Origin of the sequence: Pediococcus argentinicus, assembly GCF_001437605.1 — a bacterium.
In the GTDB taxonomy this organism is placed as follows: domain Bacteria; phylum Bacillota; class Bacilli; order Lactobacillales; family Lactobacillaceae; genus Pediococcus; species Pediococcus argentinicus.
Map to the genome: position 1 here is coordinate 1 of NZ_JQCQ01000020.1, position 18798 is coordinate 18798.

Annotated in this window: 18 protein-coding genes and 2 tRNA genes; 8 read left to right on the forward strand and 12 right to left on the reverse strand. The window is 36.7% G+C overall.

What is annotated here, in order from left to right; genetic code table 11:
* Positions 1-104: 104 nt before the first annotated feature.
* The 5 genes from manA to IV88_RS05770 form a co-directional block, all read right to left on the reverse strand.
* Entirely contained in the window at positions 105-1070 is a 966-nt protein-coding gene (manA, locus tag IV88_RS05750) for a mannose-6-phosphate isomerase, class I (protein WP_057799684.1), read from the reverse strand.
* A 72-nt stretch (positions 1071-1142) separates the two neighbouring features.
* Entirely contained in the window at positions 1143-2147 is a 1005-nt protein-coding gene (locus IV88_RS05755) for a serine hydrolase domain-containing protein (RefSeq protein WP_057799685.1), read from the reverse strand.
* 70 nt (positions 2148-2217) lie between these two features.
* Positions 2218-4095, reverse strand: coding sequence for an ABC transporter ATP-binding protein (locus IV88_RS05760; RefSeq protein ID WP_057799688.1), 1878 nt, complete (start codon positions 4093-4095; stop codon positions 2218-2220).
* Positions 4088-5827: an ABC transporter ATP-binding protein gene (locus IV88_RS05765; RefSeq protein ID WP_057799690.1), complete on the reverse strand. Its 1740-nt coding sequence runs from the start codon at positions 5825-5827 to the stop codon at positions 4088-4090. The genes IV88_RS05760 and IV88_RS05765 overlap by 8 nt, the downstream gene beginning before the upstream one ends.
* Complete coding sequence (locus IV88_RS05770; protein ID WP_057799692.1) at positions 5820-6485, reverse strand: TetR/AcrR family transcriptional regulator; 666 nt, start codon at positions 6483-6485, stop codon at positions 5820-5822. Before IV88_RS05770 ends, IV88_RS05765 begins: the two co-directional genes overlap by 8 nt.
* A 118-nt stretch (positions 6486-6603) precedes the next feature.
* Between IV88_RS05770 and IV88_RS05775 the strand changes: the two genes are divergently transcribed.
* The 4 genes from IV88_RS05775 (at position 6604) to IV88_RS05790 (ending at position 8750) form a co-directional block, all read left to right on the forward strand.
* On the forward strand, positions 6604-6933 hold the full coding sequence (locus IV88_RS05775) for a hypothetical protein (protein ID WP_057799694.1): 330 nt from the start codon (positions 6604-6606) through the stop codon (positions 6931-6933).
* Between the two features lie 24 nt (positions 6934-6957).
* Positions 6958-7350, forward strand: coding sequence for a tautomerase family protein (locus IV88_RS05780; protein ID WP_057799696.1), 393 nt, complete (start codon positions 6958-6960; stop codon positions 7348-7350).
* 5 nt (positions 7351-7355) lie between these two features.
* Positions 7356-7832: a transcription elongation factor GreA gene (greA, locus tag IV88_RS05785; protein ID WP_057799697.1), complete on the forward strand. Its 477-nt coding sequence runs from the start codon at positions 7356-7358 to the stop codon at positions 7830-7832.
* Between the two features lie 291 nt (positions 7833-8123).
* Positions 8124-8750, forward strand: a complete 627-nt coding sequence (locus IV88_RS05790) for a DedA family protein (RefSeq protein ID WP_057799700.1) — start codon at positions 8124-8126, stop codon at positions 8748-8750.
* A gap of 11 nt (positions 8751-8761) precedes the next feature.
* Here IV88_RS05790 and IV88_RS05795 read toward each other — a convergent pair whose 3' ends face one another.
* Positions 8762-10795: a cation:proton antiporter gene (locus IV88_RS05795; RefSeq protein WP_057799702.1), complete on the reverse strand. Its 2034-nt coding sequence runs from the start codon at positions 10793-10795 to the stop codon at positions 8762-8764.
* A 150-nt stretch (positions 10796-10945) separates the two neighbouring features.
* On the opposite strand from IV88_RS05795, the gene IV88_RS05800 reads away from it, so the two are divergent.
* The 3 genes from IV88_RS05800 (at position 10946) to IV88_RS05810 (ending at position 11558) form a co-directional block, all read left to right on the forward strand.
* Positions 10946-11019, forward strand: a tRNA-Glu gene (locus tag IV88_RS05800).
* 10 nt (positions 11020-11029) lie between these two features.
* Positions 11030-11102 (forward strand) — tRNA-Gln (locus IV88_RS05805).
* A 123-nt stretch (positions 11103-11225) separates the two neighbouring features.
* The gene (locus IV88_RS05810) at positions 11226-11558 is read left to right on the forward strand and encodes a hypothetical protein (RefSeq protein ID WP_057799704.1); all 333 of its coding nucleotides are present in this window, start codon (positions 11226-11228) and stop codon (positions 11556-11558) included.
* A gap of 63 nt (positions 11559-11621) precedes the next feature.
* Here IV88_RS05810 and IV88_RS05815 read toward each other — a convergent pair whose 3' ends face one another.
* Both IV88_RS05815 and IV88_RS05820 read right to left on the reverse strand, forming a co-directional pair.
* On the reverse strand, positions 11622-12971 hold the full coding sequence (locus IV88_RS05815; protein ID WP_057799706.1) for a glucose-6-phosphate isomerase: 1350 nt from the start codon (positions 12969-12971) through the stop codon (positions 11622-11624).
* Positions 12972-13115: 144 nt separating this feature from the next.
* Positions 13116-13985 (reverse strand): GRP family sugar transporter, encoded by an 870-nt coding sequence (locus IV88_RS05820; RefSeq protein ID WP_057799708.1) that lies wholly within the window; start codon positions 13983-13985, stop codon positions 13116-13118.
* Positions 13986-14307: 322 nt separating this feature from the next.
* Between IV88_RS05820 and IV88_RS05825 the strand changes: the two genes are divergently transcribed.
* Positions 14308-15171, forward strand: a complete 864-nt coding sequence (locus tag IV88_RS05825; protein WP_057799710.1) for a class II fructose-bisphosphate aldolase — start codon at positions 14308-14310, stop codon at positions 15169-15171.
* Between the two features lie 65 nt (positions 15172-15236).
* Here the strand turns inward: IV88_RS05825 and IV88_RS05830 are convergent, their stop codons facing one another.
* The 4 genes from IV88_RS05830 to IV88_RS05845 form a co-directional block, all read right to left on the reverse strand.
* Complete coding sequence (locus tag IV88_RS05830) at positions 15237-16667, reverse strand: sensor histidine kinase (RefSeq protein ID WP_057799712.1); 1431 nt, start codon at positions 16665-16667, stop codon at positions 15237-15239.
* A gap of 2 nt (positions 16668-16669) precedes the next feature.
* Positions 16670-17395, reverse strand: a complete 726-nt coding sequence (locus IV88_RS05835) for a response regulator transcription factor (protein ID WP_057799714.1) — start codon at positions 17393-17395, stop codon at positions 16670-16672.
* 142 nt (positions 17396-17537) lie between these two features.
* On the reverse strand, positions 17538-18197 hold the full coding sequence (locus IV88_RS05840; protein ID WP_057799716.1) for a LysM peptidoglycan-binding domain-containing protein: 660 nt from the start codon (positions 18195-18197) through the stop codon (positions 17538-17540).
* A 247-nt stretch (positions 18198-18444) separates the two neighbouring features.
* Positions 18445-18765 (reverse strand): DMT family transporter, encoded by a 321-nt coding sequence (locus IV88_RS05845; RefSeq protein ID WP_057799718.1) that lies wholly within the window; start codon positions 18763-18765, stop codon positions 18445-18447.
* Positions 18766-18798 lie beyond the last annotated feature (33 nt).

Genomic DNA, 18798 nt, shown 5'->3' on the forward strand with positions numbered 1-18798 from the left:
CTCTCTTGACTTATTACCTTAGGTCTTATAGAACCACTTTAATTATTTATTTTAAAAGAGAGCCGCATCAAAATATTGTTTTGATAACCGACTCTCAGTATATCCTATTCTCCAGGTTCACTAACAATTAAAGTTAGATTTCCTGAATATTTCCATGATTTAACCGGATTAGGAATTATAAAATGTTGTCCTTTTTTCAGATCATAAGTTTGACCATCAACCTCTAATTCACCGATACCATCCAAAACTGAAACTAATGTATAGAGACCTTGACGGTTAAATTCCGCTGAACCATTTGCTAGTTCAACCTTAGCCACTGTGAAGTATTTGGAAACTGGAGGTTGAACAAACGTTGTTACCTTTGCATCTCCTACTTCACTTACTCCTGTATTTAGCTTAGGATCATGGTGTGGAACAGTCGTAACATCAATTGATTGTTTCAAATGAAGTTCACGCTTTTCGCCAGTTGTAGCATCAACACGATCAAAATCGTATAAGCGATATGTTGTGTCACTACTTTGTTGAGTCTCAAGAACCATAATTCCTTTACCCAATGCATGAATAGTACCACTTGGAACATAGTAGAACTCTCCCGCTTTAACTGGGACCTTTCTAAATAACTTGTTCCATTCGCCATTATTAATCCATTCTGCTAATTCTTCGCGTGTTTTGGCATTATGACCATAATAAAGTTCTGCACCTGGTTCGGCAGAGATTACATACCAGCATTCTGTCTTACCTAATTCATGTTCGTGTTCAGCCGCGTATTGATCATCTGGATGAACCTGAACTGATAAATCATCATTAGCATCTAAAATCTTAGTTAAAAGTGGGAACACATCTCCTTTAGCATTGCCAAATTGTTCACGATGCTGATCCCATAGTTCATTTAACTTTAAGCCGGCAAATTCGCCATTGATAATAGTTGCGGGACCATGCTTATGAGCTGAAATAGCCCAAGCCTCTCCAGTATGGTCACTTGGAATATCATAACCAAATTCAGTTTTGAGATGATTTCCACCCCAAATTTTTTCATGTAACACTGGTTTTAAAAATAACGGTTCACTCAAGATATTTGCCCCTTTTCACTAGTTTTCAAGAACTATCTTACCATAAAAAAGCGCTTCTATTAAGCGTTTTCATTATTTATCTTCTCTAGCAAAGGTACCGTAAATCTGTTGTCGAAGTGTCAAAAAATCGATGTTAGGTGCCGGATGAACCCGATTGGTGAGCACCACAACTGCGTTTTTTGTTTTTCGATCTAACAAAATGAATGTTCCAGTGAATCCACTATGCCGTAAAATCATATTTCCTTCACCACTCTGTTCAATCGCCCAGCCCATTGATCTACTTAGATCCGGATTGGCAGTTTGATTACTGTCAAAAAGATCCATTGTCTGTTGAGTCAATGGGCTTTTATCAGTGTTGAGGCCAAGCATCCACTGTATAAAAACTAATAAATCGGACTTGATTGCAAATAATCCGGCTGAACCTGAATGTTCTTTTAATGAAAATGCCTTTGGATCGTGAACTAATCCTCGCGTAGTAATATCATTACGTACTTCGGTAGATACTGTCTTTAATGGACTTGGTTTAAAAGTGGCTTCAGAAAGTCCGAGTTCATTTAGAATGCTAGTCTGAATTAAGTTTTGAATTGGTTGATGTAATATTCGTTCGGCTATAAATCCAAGCAACAGGAAATTATAGTCGTTGTAGACAACCTTTTTATTAAACCAAGCTCCAAAAGAAATACTTTCGTACAGAGCTTCCCGCAATTCACTAGCATTTAATTCATCCCGATTCTCAATCCATCCTTCAACACCTGAAGTATGCGTAACTAAATGACGAATTAAAACTCGATCATCTTTAATTTGAGGTAGAAACTCACTTACTCGGTCATCTAGTGCAACTTTGTTTTCTTCAATGAGCTGCATAATAACTGGAACTGTTCCCATGATCTTCGTTAAAGAAGCCACATCGAATAGCTGATTTTGCTTCAACTCAATCTTACTTGGATTCAATTGTGCATAACCCACTGTCTCATCGGCTATAATCTGACCATGTTCCATGACAAAGTAATCTAACCCTGGAGCTAATTTCTGATTTATTATTTCTTTTATTTGTTGAATGGTTTGTTCAAAAGCCATCTCGAAACCTCAATTCTATAAATTAAAAAAGGTACCCGACAAATATCGGATACCCTTTCATTATAAGCCTTTAAATAACTTCTCCACTAGCAAATTGTGAATTGTACAAGTCAGCGTAGAAACCTTTATCTTCCATCAATGAATCATGGTTACCAGTTTCAACGATTTGACCGTGATTTACAACGACAATATTGTTAGCATTTCTAATTGTTGAGAGACGGTGGGCAACAACGAAACTTGTCCGGTTTTTCAACAACTTGTTCATAGCACGTTGAATTAGCACTTCAGTACGTGTATCAACAGAACTTGTAGCTTCATCCAAAATCAAGATATCTGGATCTGCAAGGAAGGCACGTGCAATTGTTAATAACTGACGCTGTCCTTGTGAAATGTTGGATGCTGCTTCATTCAAGATTGTATCGTAACCTTGAGGAAGTTGACGAATGAAGGTATCAGCATGAGCTGCCTTAGCTGCTGCATACATATCTTCATCAGAAGCACCTTCGCGACCATATTTGATATTATCACGAATTGATCCAGTAAAGAGCCATGTATCTTGGAGAACCATTGCAAATTGCTGTCTTAACTTAGAACGATCAATGTTAAGCGTATCTTTACCATCCAACAGAATAGTTCCTGAGTTAACATCATAGAAACGTTCTAGCAAGTTGATAATAGTTGTCTTACCAGCACCAGTTGGTCCAACAATAGCCACCATTTCACCTGGCTCGACCCGCAAGTTAAAGTTACGGATTAATGGTGTGTCTGGAACATAACGGAAGTCAACATTATCAAAGATAATCTTAGCTGTTGTATCGATTGGTTGAACATCACTCTTAGTTTCTTCCATCTCTGGTTCATCTAAAACTTCAAAGATTCGTTCAGCTGATGCCATTGTCATTTGCAATGTATTAGCGATATTAGCAATCTGTGTAATTGGTTGTGAAAATTGTTGTGTATATTGCAAGAACGCTTGAACATTACCTAATGAGATTTGCCCATGAGCAACTTCGATACCACCAAGTACAGCAACTAATAAATAACCCAAGTTCTTAACAAAGTTCATCAATGGCATGATTAATCCACTGATAAATTGAGCTTTCCAAGCTGACTTATAGTATTCGTCATTTTCTTTTTTGAAGTCTTCGATTGCAACTTGTTCATGATTAAAAGTTTTGATAACTGTATGACCAGCATATGTTTCTTCAACTTGATCATTCAATAAACCTAAATGAGCTTGTTGTTTACCAAAGTACTTCTGAGATCTTGGGGCAACCAACGCAACCACAATCAAACTTAGCGGAACAGTTGCCACAGCAAGTAACGTTAATTTCCAACTGATGGTAAGCATCATATATAGAACACCAACGAATTGGAATGCACTAGTTACTAACTGCGTTAAACTTTGTTGCAATGTCGAACTAATGTTATCCATGTCATTAGCCATACGACTCATAATGTCACCATTTGAGTGAGTATCGTAATATGAAATTGGAACACGTTTCATTTTTTCTTTGAAGTCAGTTCTCAATTGAGCAACCGCTTTTTGAGAAACACGCGTCATAATGATTTGTTGTAAGAAACTGAACAAACCAGACAAGATGTATAAAATAGCAACGGTCAATAAGATCTGACCGATTTTTGTAAAGTTGATTGGAAGAGAATGAAGTGGAATACCAGCCTTCATTTCGGCATTACCCTTCATAACTCCCTTAAAGATTTCCGTAGTTGCTTCACCTAAAACCTTAGGTGTGCGAATCTGAAGAATTACAGAAACAGCAGCCATAATCAAAACGATTGAAAATCCAAACATCCAAGGGGATAAATATTTAACTAAGCGACGGGTTGATTTCCAAAAGTTCTTTGGCTTTTCAACTGCTTGTCCCATTCCTGGGCCATGACCGCCACCACGTGGGCCACGTGATTGTGAGGTTTCATTTTTAGCCATTTTCTTGATCCCCTTTCTTAATTTGTGAATCGATGATTTCACGATAAGTTTTGTTGTTTTCTTTCAATTCTGCATGAGTACCTTGACCAACTAATTTACCTTCGTCAATAACAAGGATCAAGTCAGCATCGGCGACTGTAGCAATTCGTTGAGCAACAATGATAACAATACGATTCTTCATTTCAGGGTCAGCTTTCAAAGCTCCACGAAGTTCAGCATCAGTCTTAAAATCAAGTGCTGAAAATGAATCATCAAAGATATAGATTTGAGCATTCTTCACTAGGGTCCGAGCAATCGTCAAACGTTGCTTTTGACCACCAGAGAAGTTATCACCATTTTGTTCAACCGGTGTATCAAGTCCTTCACCATCTTTGGAAATAAATTCTAGTGCTTGAGCAATTTCAAGTGCGTGCCAGATTTCATCATCAGTAGCAGATTCATTACCGTAAAGCATGTTGTCCCGAATTGTTCCCTTGAAAAGAACTGATTTTTGTTGAGCCAACGAAACTTTTGAATGTAAGTCAAACTGACTCAACGTCTTAATATCAGTTTGATCTAAATCAATCGTTCCACTTTCAGGATCGAATAAACGTGGAATCAAACTAATTAAAGTTGATTTACCAGAACCAGTACCACCAATAATAGCAACAGTCTCACCCGCTTTAGCATGGAAGTCAGCATCAACAAGTGATAGCTTTTCAGCCCCCGGATAACGGAAATTAACGTTGTTGAAGTCCAAAGAAACTGGTTTATTACTATCAACTTCAGTAAGTTGTTCTTGATCAACAACACTATTCTTAGTGTCTAATACTTCATTGATACGAGCTGCAGATGCTGAAGCACGAGGGATAAATACGAATACCATTGAAAGCATCATGAAACTCATCAAAATTTGCATTGCGTAAGTCATGAACGCAACTAGGTTACCTACTTGCATTGTTTGGTTAGCAATTAATTTACCACCGTACCAGATAATTCCCATATTAGTACCACTCATGATCAATGTCATAATTGGGAACATAAATGAAACGATTGTGAATACTTTGATACCGGTCTTTGTATAATCTTGGTTAGCATCTTTGAAACGATCTTGTTCAAATTGATCTTGGTTGAAAGCACGAATAACACGAACCCCCGTTAAACCTTCACGGAAAACCAAGTTAATCCGATCAATTTTCTTTTGCAAACTTTTAAATAGAGGAACTGCAAAGAACATGATAATTCCAACAAAGACAGCCAAAATAGGCAATGAAACCAAAAATACACCTGTTAATTCTGGTTGTTTGTTATAAGCCATAAATCCAGCACCAACCAACATAATTGGTGACATTAACATCATACGAAGAACCATGACCATAACATTTTGGATTTGGATAACATCATTAGTTGTTCTGGTAATTAATGAAGCATCGCCAAATTTTTCAAACTCATAATTTGATAGGAAAGAAACTTTTTCAAATAAATCATTTCGAATCTTATTACCCATCTTTTGAGCTTGTGTGGAAGCAAAGTAAACATTAACTGCTGCGGCCACAATTCCGACCAATGATACGATTAACATTTTGTATCCGGAATTCCAAATATATGAAATATCACTCTTAGCGACACCTTTGTTAATAATATCTGATGTAATATTTGGTAAAATCAAATCGGTCGAAACTTGCACGATTAAGAAAATCGTTCCAATTGCGACCGCCCACCATTGTAGGCGTGATTTCATTAGTTTAAACATTTTTATCCCCCTTGTTTTTACGAGCACCAAATTCGAGCCAATCTAAGTTACGATTAAAGACCTCTTTGGTTTGGTTAACTGTTTCTGTTGTTTCACCATCAGAGCTAATGAAGAATCTAGCAACTGAGTGGAAGAAAACCATCACGATCATTCTAAATAACATCCCAATATCATGCTTATTGGCAACATTGAGTTTTGAATCATCCGTAACGTCGATAATCTCAGAACGAATATTTCTCAAATTCTGAGATCCATGAAATTGAACTTGTGGACCATGATGTTGTGCATTCTCAGCATGAATTAAATTCATATTCAAAAAGAAATTCTTAAAGAATGCTTTATTAGGTCCATCCACAATCTCATCAATATAATGACTGAAATAAATCCGACATGCCTTGAACAAGTCACCATCGTTGTCATTAATTACATCGATCAAATGAAAATGTAGGTCTTCAAATATTAATCCAAAATAATAGCTATATAAATCGGCTTTATCTGTAAAATACTGATAAAAGCTACCGCGTGGAATACCAGCATCAGCAATGATTCTACTAATCGATGCCTCTTGAAATGGGACGCGTGAGAACTCACTTTTGGCTGCGTGAATTATCCGTTCTTTTTTCTCAGCTTTTAAATTAAAAAAGGTTTTAGTTGGCATATTACCTCCTAGATGACACGCTGTCATAATGATGAATTATACTCTTACAGAAATGATTTGCAATAACTTTTACTTGTAATTTTTGATACAATAGTCGATAGAGAAAGAGGGTTTATCAATGGCTACCAATTCAGATGCTTTATACAATGTTCTTTGGCAAGTTGATCGTAAACCGAATTTAGCAACATTCAGCAGTAATGGTTATTCAAATGTAGTATCTATTTTAATTCCGGACACCGTCAAAGTATCCAATCCAGAATTTTACTTTCCATCTGACTCACTACTAGTTGACCGTTTAGCTGATGAATTTGTTGCTAAAAATGGTGATTTGTTAGAAAGAATCAAACAAAAAAATAAAAAGATTGATCACGGACTAGAATCCGTTTGGATCACTACTACACATATAACGAGAAAACATCAATATATGCTAGAACTCACGTACGAATAGAATAATTATAAAGGAGTTAATACTATGCCATTAATTCGCATCGATATGATTAAAGGTCGTTCAAAAGAAGAAATTAAACAAATTCTAGATATTTCTTACGAAACTATGTTGGAAGATTTCGGTGCTCCTGTCGGAGATCGTTATCAGATTGTAAATCAACATGACCCAGAAGAAATGCAAATTTTAGATACCGGACTAGGATTTTCAAGAACTAAAGATGTTTTAATTTTCAGTTTGACTACTCGTCCTCGAACAGAAGAACAAAAGGTCAACTTCTACCGTGACCTAGTAGCTCGTTTAAATGAAAAGACTGGTATTTCTCCAGATGATATCATGATTAATTTAACAGTTAATAGTGATGCCGACTGGAGCTTTGGCCAAGGAGAAGTCCAGTTCTTAAATGGAAAGCTCTCTTAATAATCATGTCCAATGAACAAAACCAAATTACTCCAGCAGGACTTCAAGAACTTAAAAGAGAAGTTGAAGCAACCAAAGAGCAACGCCCTACTCTTATCAAAGCACTGCAACACGCTCGCTCATTGGGCGACTTATCTGAAAACGCTGAATATAGTTCTGCAAAACGAGATTTACGTCATCTTGAAAGTCGACTTCGTTTTTTGAATAAGAAAATTCAATACGCTGAGGTAGTCGCTTCACCTGTTAGCACTAATAAAGTTAAACTTGGACACTTCGTGACCGTTGAGTTTTTGGATGATGCCGATCAAGTCACCTACCAAATTGTCGGTCAACAAGAAGTAGATTTGAAGCAAGCAAAAATATCCTTATCATCTCCACTTGGAAAGGCCTTGTTGAATCATCGGGTTGATGATGTCATATCGATTAAAGCTCCAGCTGGTGATTATCAGGTTAAAATAATAGATATTAAGAACAAAGGCTAGAGAAAATTCATTTTTTCTAGTTTTTTTGTATTTTTATAGACTCTATATAGTATAAATCGGGGAAATAAGGCTGCCTCTTGTGCTTAGCTACGAAAATCAAAGTATTCAAAATACAAATCATCCGATTTCCTATGCTATGCTCAGAGCCAAAGCACCTTTTCTCCACTCTCTTATTTATTAAGTTTTCTTAGTCATTAATCAATTTAATAGACTTTAGCATCAATAATCTGAATAATAGTAAATAAATTATGGAAGCCATAATACGCCACTATGACGGAGGATGACCCCCTAATGGAACAACAAATACTTAGTATTATTAATGACTTTGGTTATTTAGGCATTATTATCTTAATTGCTTTAGAAAATATTTTCCCACCGATTCCCTCTGAAGTTATTTTAACCTTTACTGGTTTTATCACTTTAACTTCAGATCTTACTATCTTAGGAAGTACCCTTGCTGCCACGCTTGGAGCCGTGCTGGGTGCCGTTGCCTTATATTTAATCGGAAGTTGGCTCACACCAACTCGGTTAAGTCGCTTTGTTCACAGTAAGCTTGGTAAATTCCTAAGATTTAAAGAAGCGGATATTCAAAAAGCTGAACAATTTTTTGTTAAACACGGTGCTAAAACAGTTTTCTTCGGTAGATTTGTACCAGTCGTTAGAAGTCTGATTTCTATCCCAGCTGGTATGACTAAGATGTCATTATCCAAATTTGCAATATTAACTACAATTGGAACTTTAATCTGGAATGTTATTTTAATTTCACTGGGACACTTTGCTGGAAATGCATGGACGCAGGTATCAGCAACTGTTGATTCATTTTCAACTATCGTAACGATCGGTTTAGCAGCAATAGTATTAATCGGATTCACAACAATCTATTTCAAACGACTAAAAAAGCAGAAATCTAGTAATTAGGTTTCTGCTTTTTAATCTTTATGAGTGAAATGATGCGGTTCTTCTGATTCTATAAAGGCCGTGTGATTTTGAATATAAGCCATTTCATCGTAAATAATATTTTGCTGAAGTTCTTCTGCTACTTCTACATCAAGTCGTCCATCGACAAGTGCTTGTTGGAAATATTCATATTCGGTATGAAAAGCCTCCAAGAAAAGTTGATACAGCACTGCCGCTTGAGGTTGTGGCAAATTCAATCGACGATGCCTTTGTTGATAGAAGCTCTGCACTTCATGCAGCTCCGATGAACTACCATTCTCCTTTCGAACTCCTCTCAGAACTTTCATCACAGCGCGGTATCCAAAGTCTTCAATCGGCTTAATGTCCTCTCCATGTAGCTCAAACTGTTGTCTCCAGTAGTATTGTTCTGCGATTAATGGAGATGTAAATAGGATATCTTGGACCGAGTGAACATCCTGATACAGCCGACCAATATGAATCCCAAATCTAATCCTTAATAAAATATTCCTGATTAAATTAAAATTAACCGTATATAGGCTGAGATCCATAAACTCCTGATAGTATTTATACTCATCGTCAGTAATATTGCCTTGACGGTGTTGCTGCTCTAATTCTTTTAACTCCGCATCATGGCCTAATTTAAAAAGACGAATTCTCTCTCTCCTCTTAGATCGTTTATGCTGGTGTAATTGACTACTTAAAGCATCTGTTACAATTTGCACTTCTGATGGATAATCCTTTTCATGCTTGATTTTAGCCATTGCCACCATGATCATTTCACGCGACCACTGTTCAATGGGTTTAATCTTTTCAGAATTTTCTTCTGGTTTAGTCAGTTTTGGAACAATCACTGCCGCAATAGTTAAACTCAATAGAATAACTACAGTAACAATGAAAATTAACGCATCACGATCTAACGCCCCACTGTAACTTAAATCCTCAGGTAACAAAAATGCTAAAGACAGTGAGATGGTTCCGCTCGCACCACTGACTGCCATTAGCCAACTGTCTTTCCAACGATGATTACTTGGTAAATGCATCCAAACTAAATAACGTGTCCACAGCAGTCGAATAACAAGTTTTAATGTGTATACAACTGCAGCAACTAAAACTAACAGTAGTAATAGCTGTGAATTGCTAGCAAAGATTCGTTCAATAATGGTTGGTAATGAAATTCCTAACAGTACAAAAACTCCACCAGTTAAAGCTTCTTCAGCCATCTCCCAAGCATTATTTCGGACTAACTGCATTCGTGAAGCCGATAACCTCAAATTATCATTTTCCATTCCTTGAACAAGGCCAGCTGCCACAACAGCTAGTACCCCTGATAAATGAAAATGATCTGCTAAAAAATAAACCAAAAATGGTACTAACATTTCAATTGAAATCATAACTAACGGACTGTCATCATTTATTGAGATTAAAAATGATCTCAACATATGGAACAACGCGCCGACGATTGCACCAAATAACAATCCACCGGCGAACTCTAAAATGAAGTCGGTCAAAGCCATAGTCCAAGAAAAACTACCACCAATTACTGCAATCAGGGCAATATCAAAAATAACAAATCCAGTTGCATCGTTAAATAAAGATTCATTTTGTAGGATTGTAAATGGAATTTGAAGCTTTTTATTGGGACGTGCAAAGGCACTAACCGCCGATGCATCGGTTGGCGTGACAATCGCACAGAGTGCAAATGCTAATGCCAGTGGAATGAACTTGAAAATTGCATGTACTCCGAATCCGACAAACACCACGGTCGCGATCACTAACATAATTGATAAAGAAAATATATTAACCGCTCCACGTCCAATCCAATATCTTGATGCCGACTGAGCATCGTTATAAAGTAATGGACTGATTATTAAGAATAAAAACAAAGACGGATTAAAAATATAATGCTGATACAGTGGAATAACTGACAAAAATACTCCGATAATAATAAACATTATCGGTAAAGGTATCATCTTCCAATGATTTTGAATAATTGTGGCTACCACAATGCCAATTAATATTAATAAAACAAAAAACATATTACTCATAAGCATCTACTCCCAAAACCTTATTATGATTAAGTATATCTTTATTTTCTATGAAATGGCTACTAAAAGTATTTAGATATTCAAAGCCACTGAAAACAGTAACCCTATTGACGAAATCGATTTATTATAGTAAATTAGTAAAGGTAAATTTGCCCGCTGGTCAAATTGGTTTAAGACGTCGCCCTCTCAAGGCGGAGCTACGGGTTCGAACCCCGTGCGGGTGATTTTTAATAATGGCCATTCGCCAAATTGGTAAGGCAGCGGACTCTGAATCCGTAATTTACTGGTTCGAGCCCAGTATGGCCAATCAATAATCTAACCATCAAACACTTATGTTTGATGGCTTTTTTTGTTTCAAAGATTTGCTTGCTTTATCGAAAAGAGTTATTCTATTAACGTAAACGTTAATAGAATAACCGGAGGAAATCTCATGATAGATAAAATTAAGCAATATACCGAATATTTAACTAATATTGATAATGACAGTGACCTGGTTTCAGAAACTGAACTCAAAAACTCACTATCATCCATTTATTCAAAGATTAATGAACGTAGTTATAATGAAACAGCTGTTAAAACTAGCAAAGTAATTAGTGAGTTCTATTTACAACATCACGAATTTTCAGCTACTCTAAAATCCTTATACGACTTCGTCCAACCTGATGCTGATAGTGAAAAGCTTGATTCATCAGTTAAACGTGATTTGGGCATGCCTTCTGGTTATGTTCGTTCACCATTGAATAAAGATTCTGCCTTAAATTAATTCAAGCTACAGAAAAGAGGAAATCCAATTGGATTTCCTCTTTTCTTATTGTCTTGTTAAATATTATAGACGAGCATTCAATTCAGCTGTCTTGTCTTCATAACCTGGTTTACCAAGTAATGCGAACATGTTAGCTTTGTATGCTTCAACACCTGGTTGGTTAAATGGATTAATACCATTCAAGTAACCAGAGATACCAACAGCTGCTTCAAAGAAGTAGATTAAGTATCCAAGAGTATAAGCAGTTTGGTCAGGGATTGTAACGTTCATAACTGGAACGCCACCATCATTATGAGCCAAAGTTACACCTTGATGAGCTTTTTTGTTAACTTCGTCCATTGTGCGACTTTCAAGATATCTTAATCCGTCTAAGTCTTGGTCTTCCTTAGGAATGTTTAAATCGTGGTTAGGATTTTCAACGTTAACAACGGTTTCCATAAGGTTACGACGACCTTCTTGGATATATTGACCAAGTGAATGTAAGTCAGTTGAGAAGTTAGCTGATGAAGGATAGATTCCCTTTTGGTCTTTTCCTTCTGATTCACCCATCAATTGCTTCCACCATTCGCCAAAGTATTGAAGAGTTGGTTCGTAGTTTTCAAGTAATTCTGTTGTGTAACCCTTACGGTATAAGATATTACGCAAAGCAGCATACTTGTATGCGTCGTTCTTTGTTACATCAGCATCAGTATATTCTTTACTTGCGTCTTCAGCACCCTTCATCAATTGGTCGATGTCACCGCCAGCAACAGCGATTGGTAACAAACCAACAGCAGAAAGTACCGAGAAACGACCACCAATATCATCAGGAACAACGAATTCTTCGTAGCCTTCAGCATCAGCTTCAGTCTTCAAAGCACCCTTTGCACCATCAGTTGTAGCGAAGATACGTTTCTTAGCTTCTTCTTCACCGTACTTCTTGATTAGTTTTTCTTTCAATACACGGAATGCAATAGCAGGTTCTGTTGTTGTACCTGATTTTGAAATAACGTTAATTGAAAAGTCGCGGTCGCCGATTAAGTTAAGAACATCAGCTAAGTAAGTTGAGCTAATTGAGTTACCAGCGAAGATAACTTGTGGTGCTCCCTTACGTTCGTCTTTTGATAATAAGTTATAGAAAGTGTTATTTAAGAAATCAATTGCAGCACGAGCTCCTAAATAAGAACCACCGATACCGATTGCAACAAAAATTTCTGAATTGTTACGAATCTTAGCTGCTGATTCCTTGATGCGAGCAAATTCTTCTTTATTGTAATCAGAAGGAAGATTGATCCATCCACGGAAATCAGCGCCAGCGCCTGTACCATCTCTTAATTCTTTGTCTGCTGCAGTAACAAGTGGTTGAATTTCTGAAAGCTCATTTTCATGAACGAATTCGGAAACGTTTGAACCATCAAATGAAATATGTGCCATTAATAACTACCTCTCTCTTTTAAGATTTCTTATCTATTATACAATACCAAATTAACTTTTGTGATAATTAGTTCGTTTTTTTTATAAAATAAAGAAAAAGCTTTCATCCTTATTAAATCTAAGGATAAAAGCTTGCATAAATTTCTATTTCATAGTAGCTAGTAACGTTGAACCAATAATGATTAGCGCTGAGCCAATGATAACGAATTGCATTTCGCGGTGAGTCTTATGTTCACCCAATAACCAGATGCTACCAAAGGTTGAAATAACAATTCCGGCTTGTGCCAATGAGTAACTAATAGCTAATCCGACACTTGGAATAGCCAAGAACATAAATATGTTACCAATACCCCATGCTAAACCAGTAATGATATTAGCAAATGTATGAGGTTTAAGGATTTCTTTTTGTTCCTTGGCTGCAATAACGAATAGGATTGCTCCAATTAACATTCCAATTGCTTGTGGTAAGATAACAGCTTTAGCATCAACGTTTGCAAACCGGATTACAACTGTGTAACCGATATATCCAGCAGTTGAAATTGCCAAGGCACGGACACCAGCAGACATGTTCTCGTCTGAGCGACTGCCACCTTTATCGCTTTTATCTTTTAATGAAGTTAATGTTGCACCAACTATTAATGTAATAACGGCAATAGTTCCGACCAAAATCATATGGCCTGAAGTCCATTCATGCCAGATTAAAACTCCGGCAAGTGCATTTCCAGCTAATTGAAGACCAGTGGAAATAGGAACAGTTTTTGAAACACCAATGTGTTTCATAGAAGTAAACTGATTGAACTGTCCAACAGCCCAGAACAATCCAGAAATCAAACCTGCAATCCAAACCTTACCTGTTAGTGCTGGTTGATAAAGAACAATTGTGATTGCTGCGAAAATTACAGCACCCATTGTCATTCCCATCGTTTGTTGAGCAGCACTACCACCTAAACGACCACTAATAAGGCCGATACTTCCCCACATAATGGCAGGAATTAATGCGATTATAATACCCATTTTCTCAATTCTCCTAATTCTCTCTATTACATAGTTGTCTCTCTCTATTAGACAAAAAACTATTTTAACAGTTTTGAAAACGGATTTACAGCTTTTTTTCATTCATCTAAATTGATATACATAAAATTGTTTCTATATAATTACGCAAATAGCTTGCCACAACTGTTTTGCACGATAAAGTTATTTTTTTTGGACTAGCCCACTTCATTCAATCTTTAAATTCACATATAAAAGTCAATTATTTTGTGTTAAAATAAAAACGTTGCAAAAAAGCAATGCAATCTTGTATTGCACAATATATATTTCGGGAGGAACCAGTTTTATGTCATTAATTAATGGTACAGAAACATTTGCTGCTGCCCGCAAGGGTCATTACGCTGTTGGTGCTTTCAACACTAACAACCTTGAATGGACACGTGCAATTTTAGGCGCTGCTCAAGAAAAGAACGTTCCAGTTCTTATCCAAACTTCAATGGGTGCTGCTAAGTATATGGGTGGATACGAACTTTGTTTACACTTAGTTCAAGACACTATGAAGTCAATGAACATTACAGTTCCAGTTATCATGCATTTAGACCATGGTAACTACGAAGCTGCTAAAGAATGTATCGAAGTTGGTTACAACTCAGTTATGTTCGATGGTCATGATCTTCCATTCGACGAAAACTTGGAAAAGACAAAAGAAATCGTTAAATTAGCACATGCTAAAGGTATCTCAGTTGAAGCAGAAGTTGGTTCAATTGGTGGAGAAGAAGACGGTATTATTGGTGAAGGTGAATTAGCTAGCGTTGAAGAAGCTAAGACACTTGCAGCAACAGGCGTTGACTACTTAGCTTGCGGTATTGGTAACATTCATGGTCTTTACCCTGACAATTGGAAAGGTTTGAACTTCGACCGTTTGCAAGAAATTGCTGCTGAAGTTGAAACACCACTTGTATTACATGGTGGCTCAGGTATTCCTAAGGAACAAATCCAAAAGGCTATTTCACTCGGAATTGCTAAAGTTAATGTTAATACTGAATGCCAAGTTGCTTTTGCTAAAGCTACTCGTAAGTACATTGAAGAAGGACATGACCAAAACGACGAAAAAGGCTTTGACCCTCGTAAGCTTCTTGCACCAGGTGCAAAAGCTATCAAGGATACAGTTGAAAGCCGTATCGAATGGTTCGGTACACCTTCACTATAATAATTTGTTAATTCAAATTAAAAAACCAACGCTTAGGCGTTGGTTTTTTTGTTATCTTTTAATTCTTATTTAGCAATAGGAAATGTAAGTTTGAACGTGGTTCCACGCCCCACTTCACTTGATACTTTTATAGTTCCATCGTGAGCTTTGACTAATTGATGAACAATTGCCATTCCAAGTCCTGACTCACCTTTTGTCTGCATTCTTGAAGCATCAGCCTTATAGTACCGTTCCCAAATATTTTGTAACTGTTCTTCGCTCATACCAATTCCGGTATCACTAATAACAATCTCCGTATTTTTATCATCAGCACTACCAGAAACTTCAACCTTTCCATCACTGGTAAATTGAATTGCATTCTGAATGATATTGAACATAATTTGAACAAACCGATCGTAATCTGCAAGAACCGTTAAATTTGGATCAACAGTCACTATGAGATCATCATGAACTTCATCAGCCTTATTCTTAATTTGACTATAAATTCGATCTACAACTTCTTTTATATTGATATTAGTCTTATTCAAAGTAATACTATTCGTTCTGATTCGCTCATAATCTAAATTGTCATTAACCAATCTAATCAGTCGTTTAGTTTCGCGTTGCATCAACTCAATACTTTCTTCCTGACTATCTTCCGGCAATGCACCGTACTGCATGCCCTCTAAAATTCCATTAATAGTAGTTAAAGGTGTCCGCATTTCATGCACAGCATCTGCCATAAACTCTCGTCTACGCTGTTCTTGTCTTTGTACTTCAGCGTTAGAAGTCTTCAAGGACTTTGACATTCGGTTGAAATCAACACTCAAATCATGAATTTCATCACGACCACCAGTTGGCACTGTTACATCGAAATCACCATTAGCAACTTTATGGGCTGCCGCACGTAATCTATTAATTCGATTAGCTGTATAACGTGATAGGAAGAACGCTGCAATCACGGCTACCAATGCTGAGAAGCCAGCCGCAATCCACAAATTATATCGAATCTTCTGCACATCTGATTGAATATTTGAAACCGGAGAACCAACAGAAATAACACAAATAACCTGTCGTTTACTATTCAAATATGGCTTCATAACTTCCGTCATTGGACGAACACGACCTGCGGAAAATTGCTTGGTATCAGACTTGCTAGTTACAACCTTTCCTTTTCTCAGCTTAGCCCACTGTTCTTTGTTAATCTTGGGAGAAATATTCTGTTTTGGATAAGCAATCACATTATTCTGCAAGTAAATTGTAAAATGCACTCGTTGATCAGTTAATAATTTTTCACTGTTCTGTAATCCAGAAATCTGAACAGCTTTTAAATTGCCGGTCATTGGATCAGTAACAATGGACTGTTGGTACAGGCTGTCAGCATAGCCCTCAAGCGATGACCATTTATTACGGTAAACCATGTTTGTCGAAAAACGAATAAAGATCAGTCCGAGAACTAACAAAGTTGATAACGTAACAATCAAAAAGGCAACCATTTGTTGATAAACTAGTTTCATAATTAATCTCCTAGATTACTGTCATCAAACTTATATCCAACTCCCCAAACGGTCTGAACAACCTGTGGTCCCACTTCTTCAATCTTTTGACGAAGCTTTTTAATATGCGCATCGACTGTTCGTTCATCTCCGTAATACTCATAATCCCAAACCATCTGTAATAATTGCTCACGCGAAAAGACTTGGCGAGGTTTTTGTGCCATCGTCTTCAATAAATCGAATTCCTTTGGTGTTAAATTAGGAATTAATTTGTCGTTTAAATATGCTTCACGTGTAATTGAGCTTAATCTGAAATGGTCCGTCCGAACATCATATTTATTCGTACGTGGTTCTTCTTCTGTATCATTAGCTTCTTGCCCCATTCGAACTCTGCGATGCAACGCCTTCATACGAGCAATTAACGTAATTGGACTAAAAGGTTTTGTAACATAGTCATCAGCACCCATTTCAAGTCCTAATACTTGATCACTTTCTGAATCTCGAGCCGTTAACATGATGATGGGGACTGTCTTTGAAAGACGACGTAATTCAGCGCTAACTTCCATACCATCTTTACCAGGCAAATTTAAGTCCAGCGTTACAATATCCCATCCTTCAGGATCTTCTTTAAAAATATCAATCGCAGAATTACCATCATAGGCAAAAGATACAGTCCACTGTTCTTTCTTAAAAAACATTCCCATCATATCAGAAACTGATTTATTATCTTCGATCATTAAAATTTTCATAATACTAAATCCCTTCAACTCGTTCTAACCACTAGTATATGCTACACCACTGGTAAATCCTAGGGTTATAGGATAATTGACATTAACATTTAAGAAAAAAAGGGCAAAAAAAAACGACCAACAGGTCGTTTTTTAAAAGCTATTATTCGCCCCAAGCTGCCATACCTTGTGCATGGTATACGCTAGCAGCCATATTTACTTGTTCTGCAGCACTCATGCCAGCATGTTCACCATGACCAAGTAACTGGAAGTAACCGTATGCACCTGATGATGCATTTGAGATGCTACCATTACCGCCTGATTCACGCATGATGATACGTTGCCATGTTGATGCTGAAACACCAGTCTTAGCAGCCATTGCGTTAGCTACTGAGCTTGCTGAACCACCAACATTTGTTGTTGAAGCATTGTTTGTTGCAGCTTGTGTACGAGCAGGTGCTTGTTGTGCAGGTGCTTGTTTTTGTGAGTTATTTGATTGTGTGTTGTTAGCTGACTTGTCAACTTCTGGAAGTGTTTGAACATCCTTTGTAGTTGCTTGTTTAACATTACCGTTATCAGTAATAACTAATTTTTGGCCAACTTCGATTACGTTAACATCTTTAATGTGATTTGATTTAGCTAAACCATTGTAATCATTCAATCCAAATTTTGCGCTGATTTCTGATAATGTGTCTCCAGCTTTAACTGTGTAGATTTCATCAGCATTTACTTTGCTGTTGTTACCTGCCAACATAACTGAACCTAGAGTAGCACTTGAAATCAATGCAATTGCTAGTTTTGAAAGTTTACTTGTGTTTGTCATAAAAATAATAATCTCCTTTAATTAAAAACGCTTGTGATTTATCAATGTCTATAATTTACAACATGAACATTACAGAGATATTTTGCAGTTCACGTAATTTAGCCGTTTTTTGTAAAGAGTTGTAATATTCAGTAATATTTACTCAAATCTAGCCTATTAACATAGCATTCTCATTTTAAAAAAATAAATTCAAAAAAGCTCCATTTGTAAAGAAAAGATTTAAAATAATGTTTTTTAACTTCTAAAATCAGCTTTTTGAGGTGATTTTGATCCCAATTATGCTAATTAATAGCAATAAAATAAATACCCAAGTCCAATTTGAAACCTGATCTTTGAAGAAAACATACCCTACAACAATCGATCCGACCGCTCCAATTCCGGTCCAAATGGGGTATGCAACGCTCAACGGCAACGATTTCGTAGCTTGCGACAAGAAAACGAAGCTTAAAATCATCCCTATTACTGTGTAAACATCATAATTCAGCTTAGTAAATCCTTCACTGAGTTTCATCGTACTTGCCCAAACAACTTCAAAACATCCTGCAACAACTAAATAAATCCAATTCATTTCAAATTCCTCCTATATAAAATAAAAAAGCTC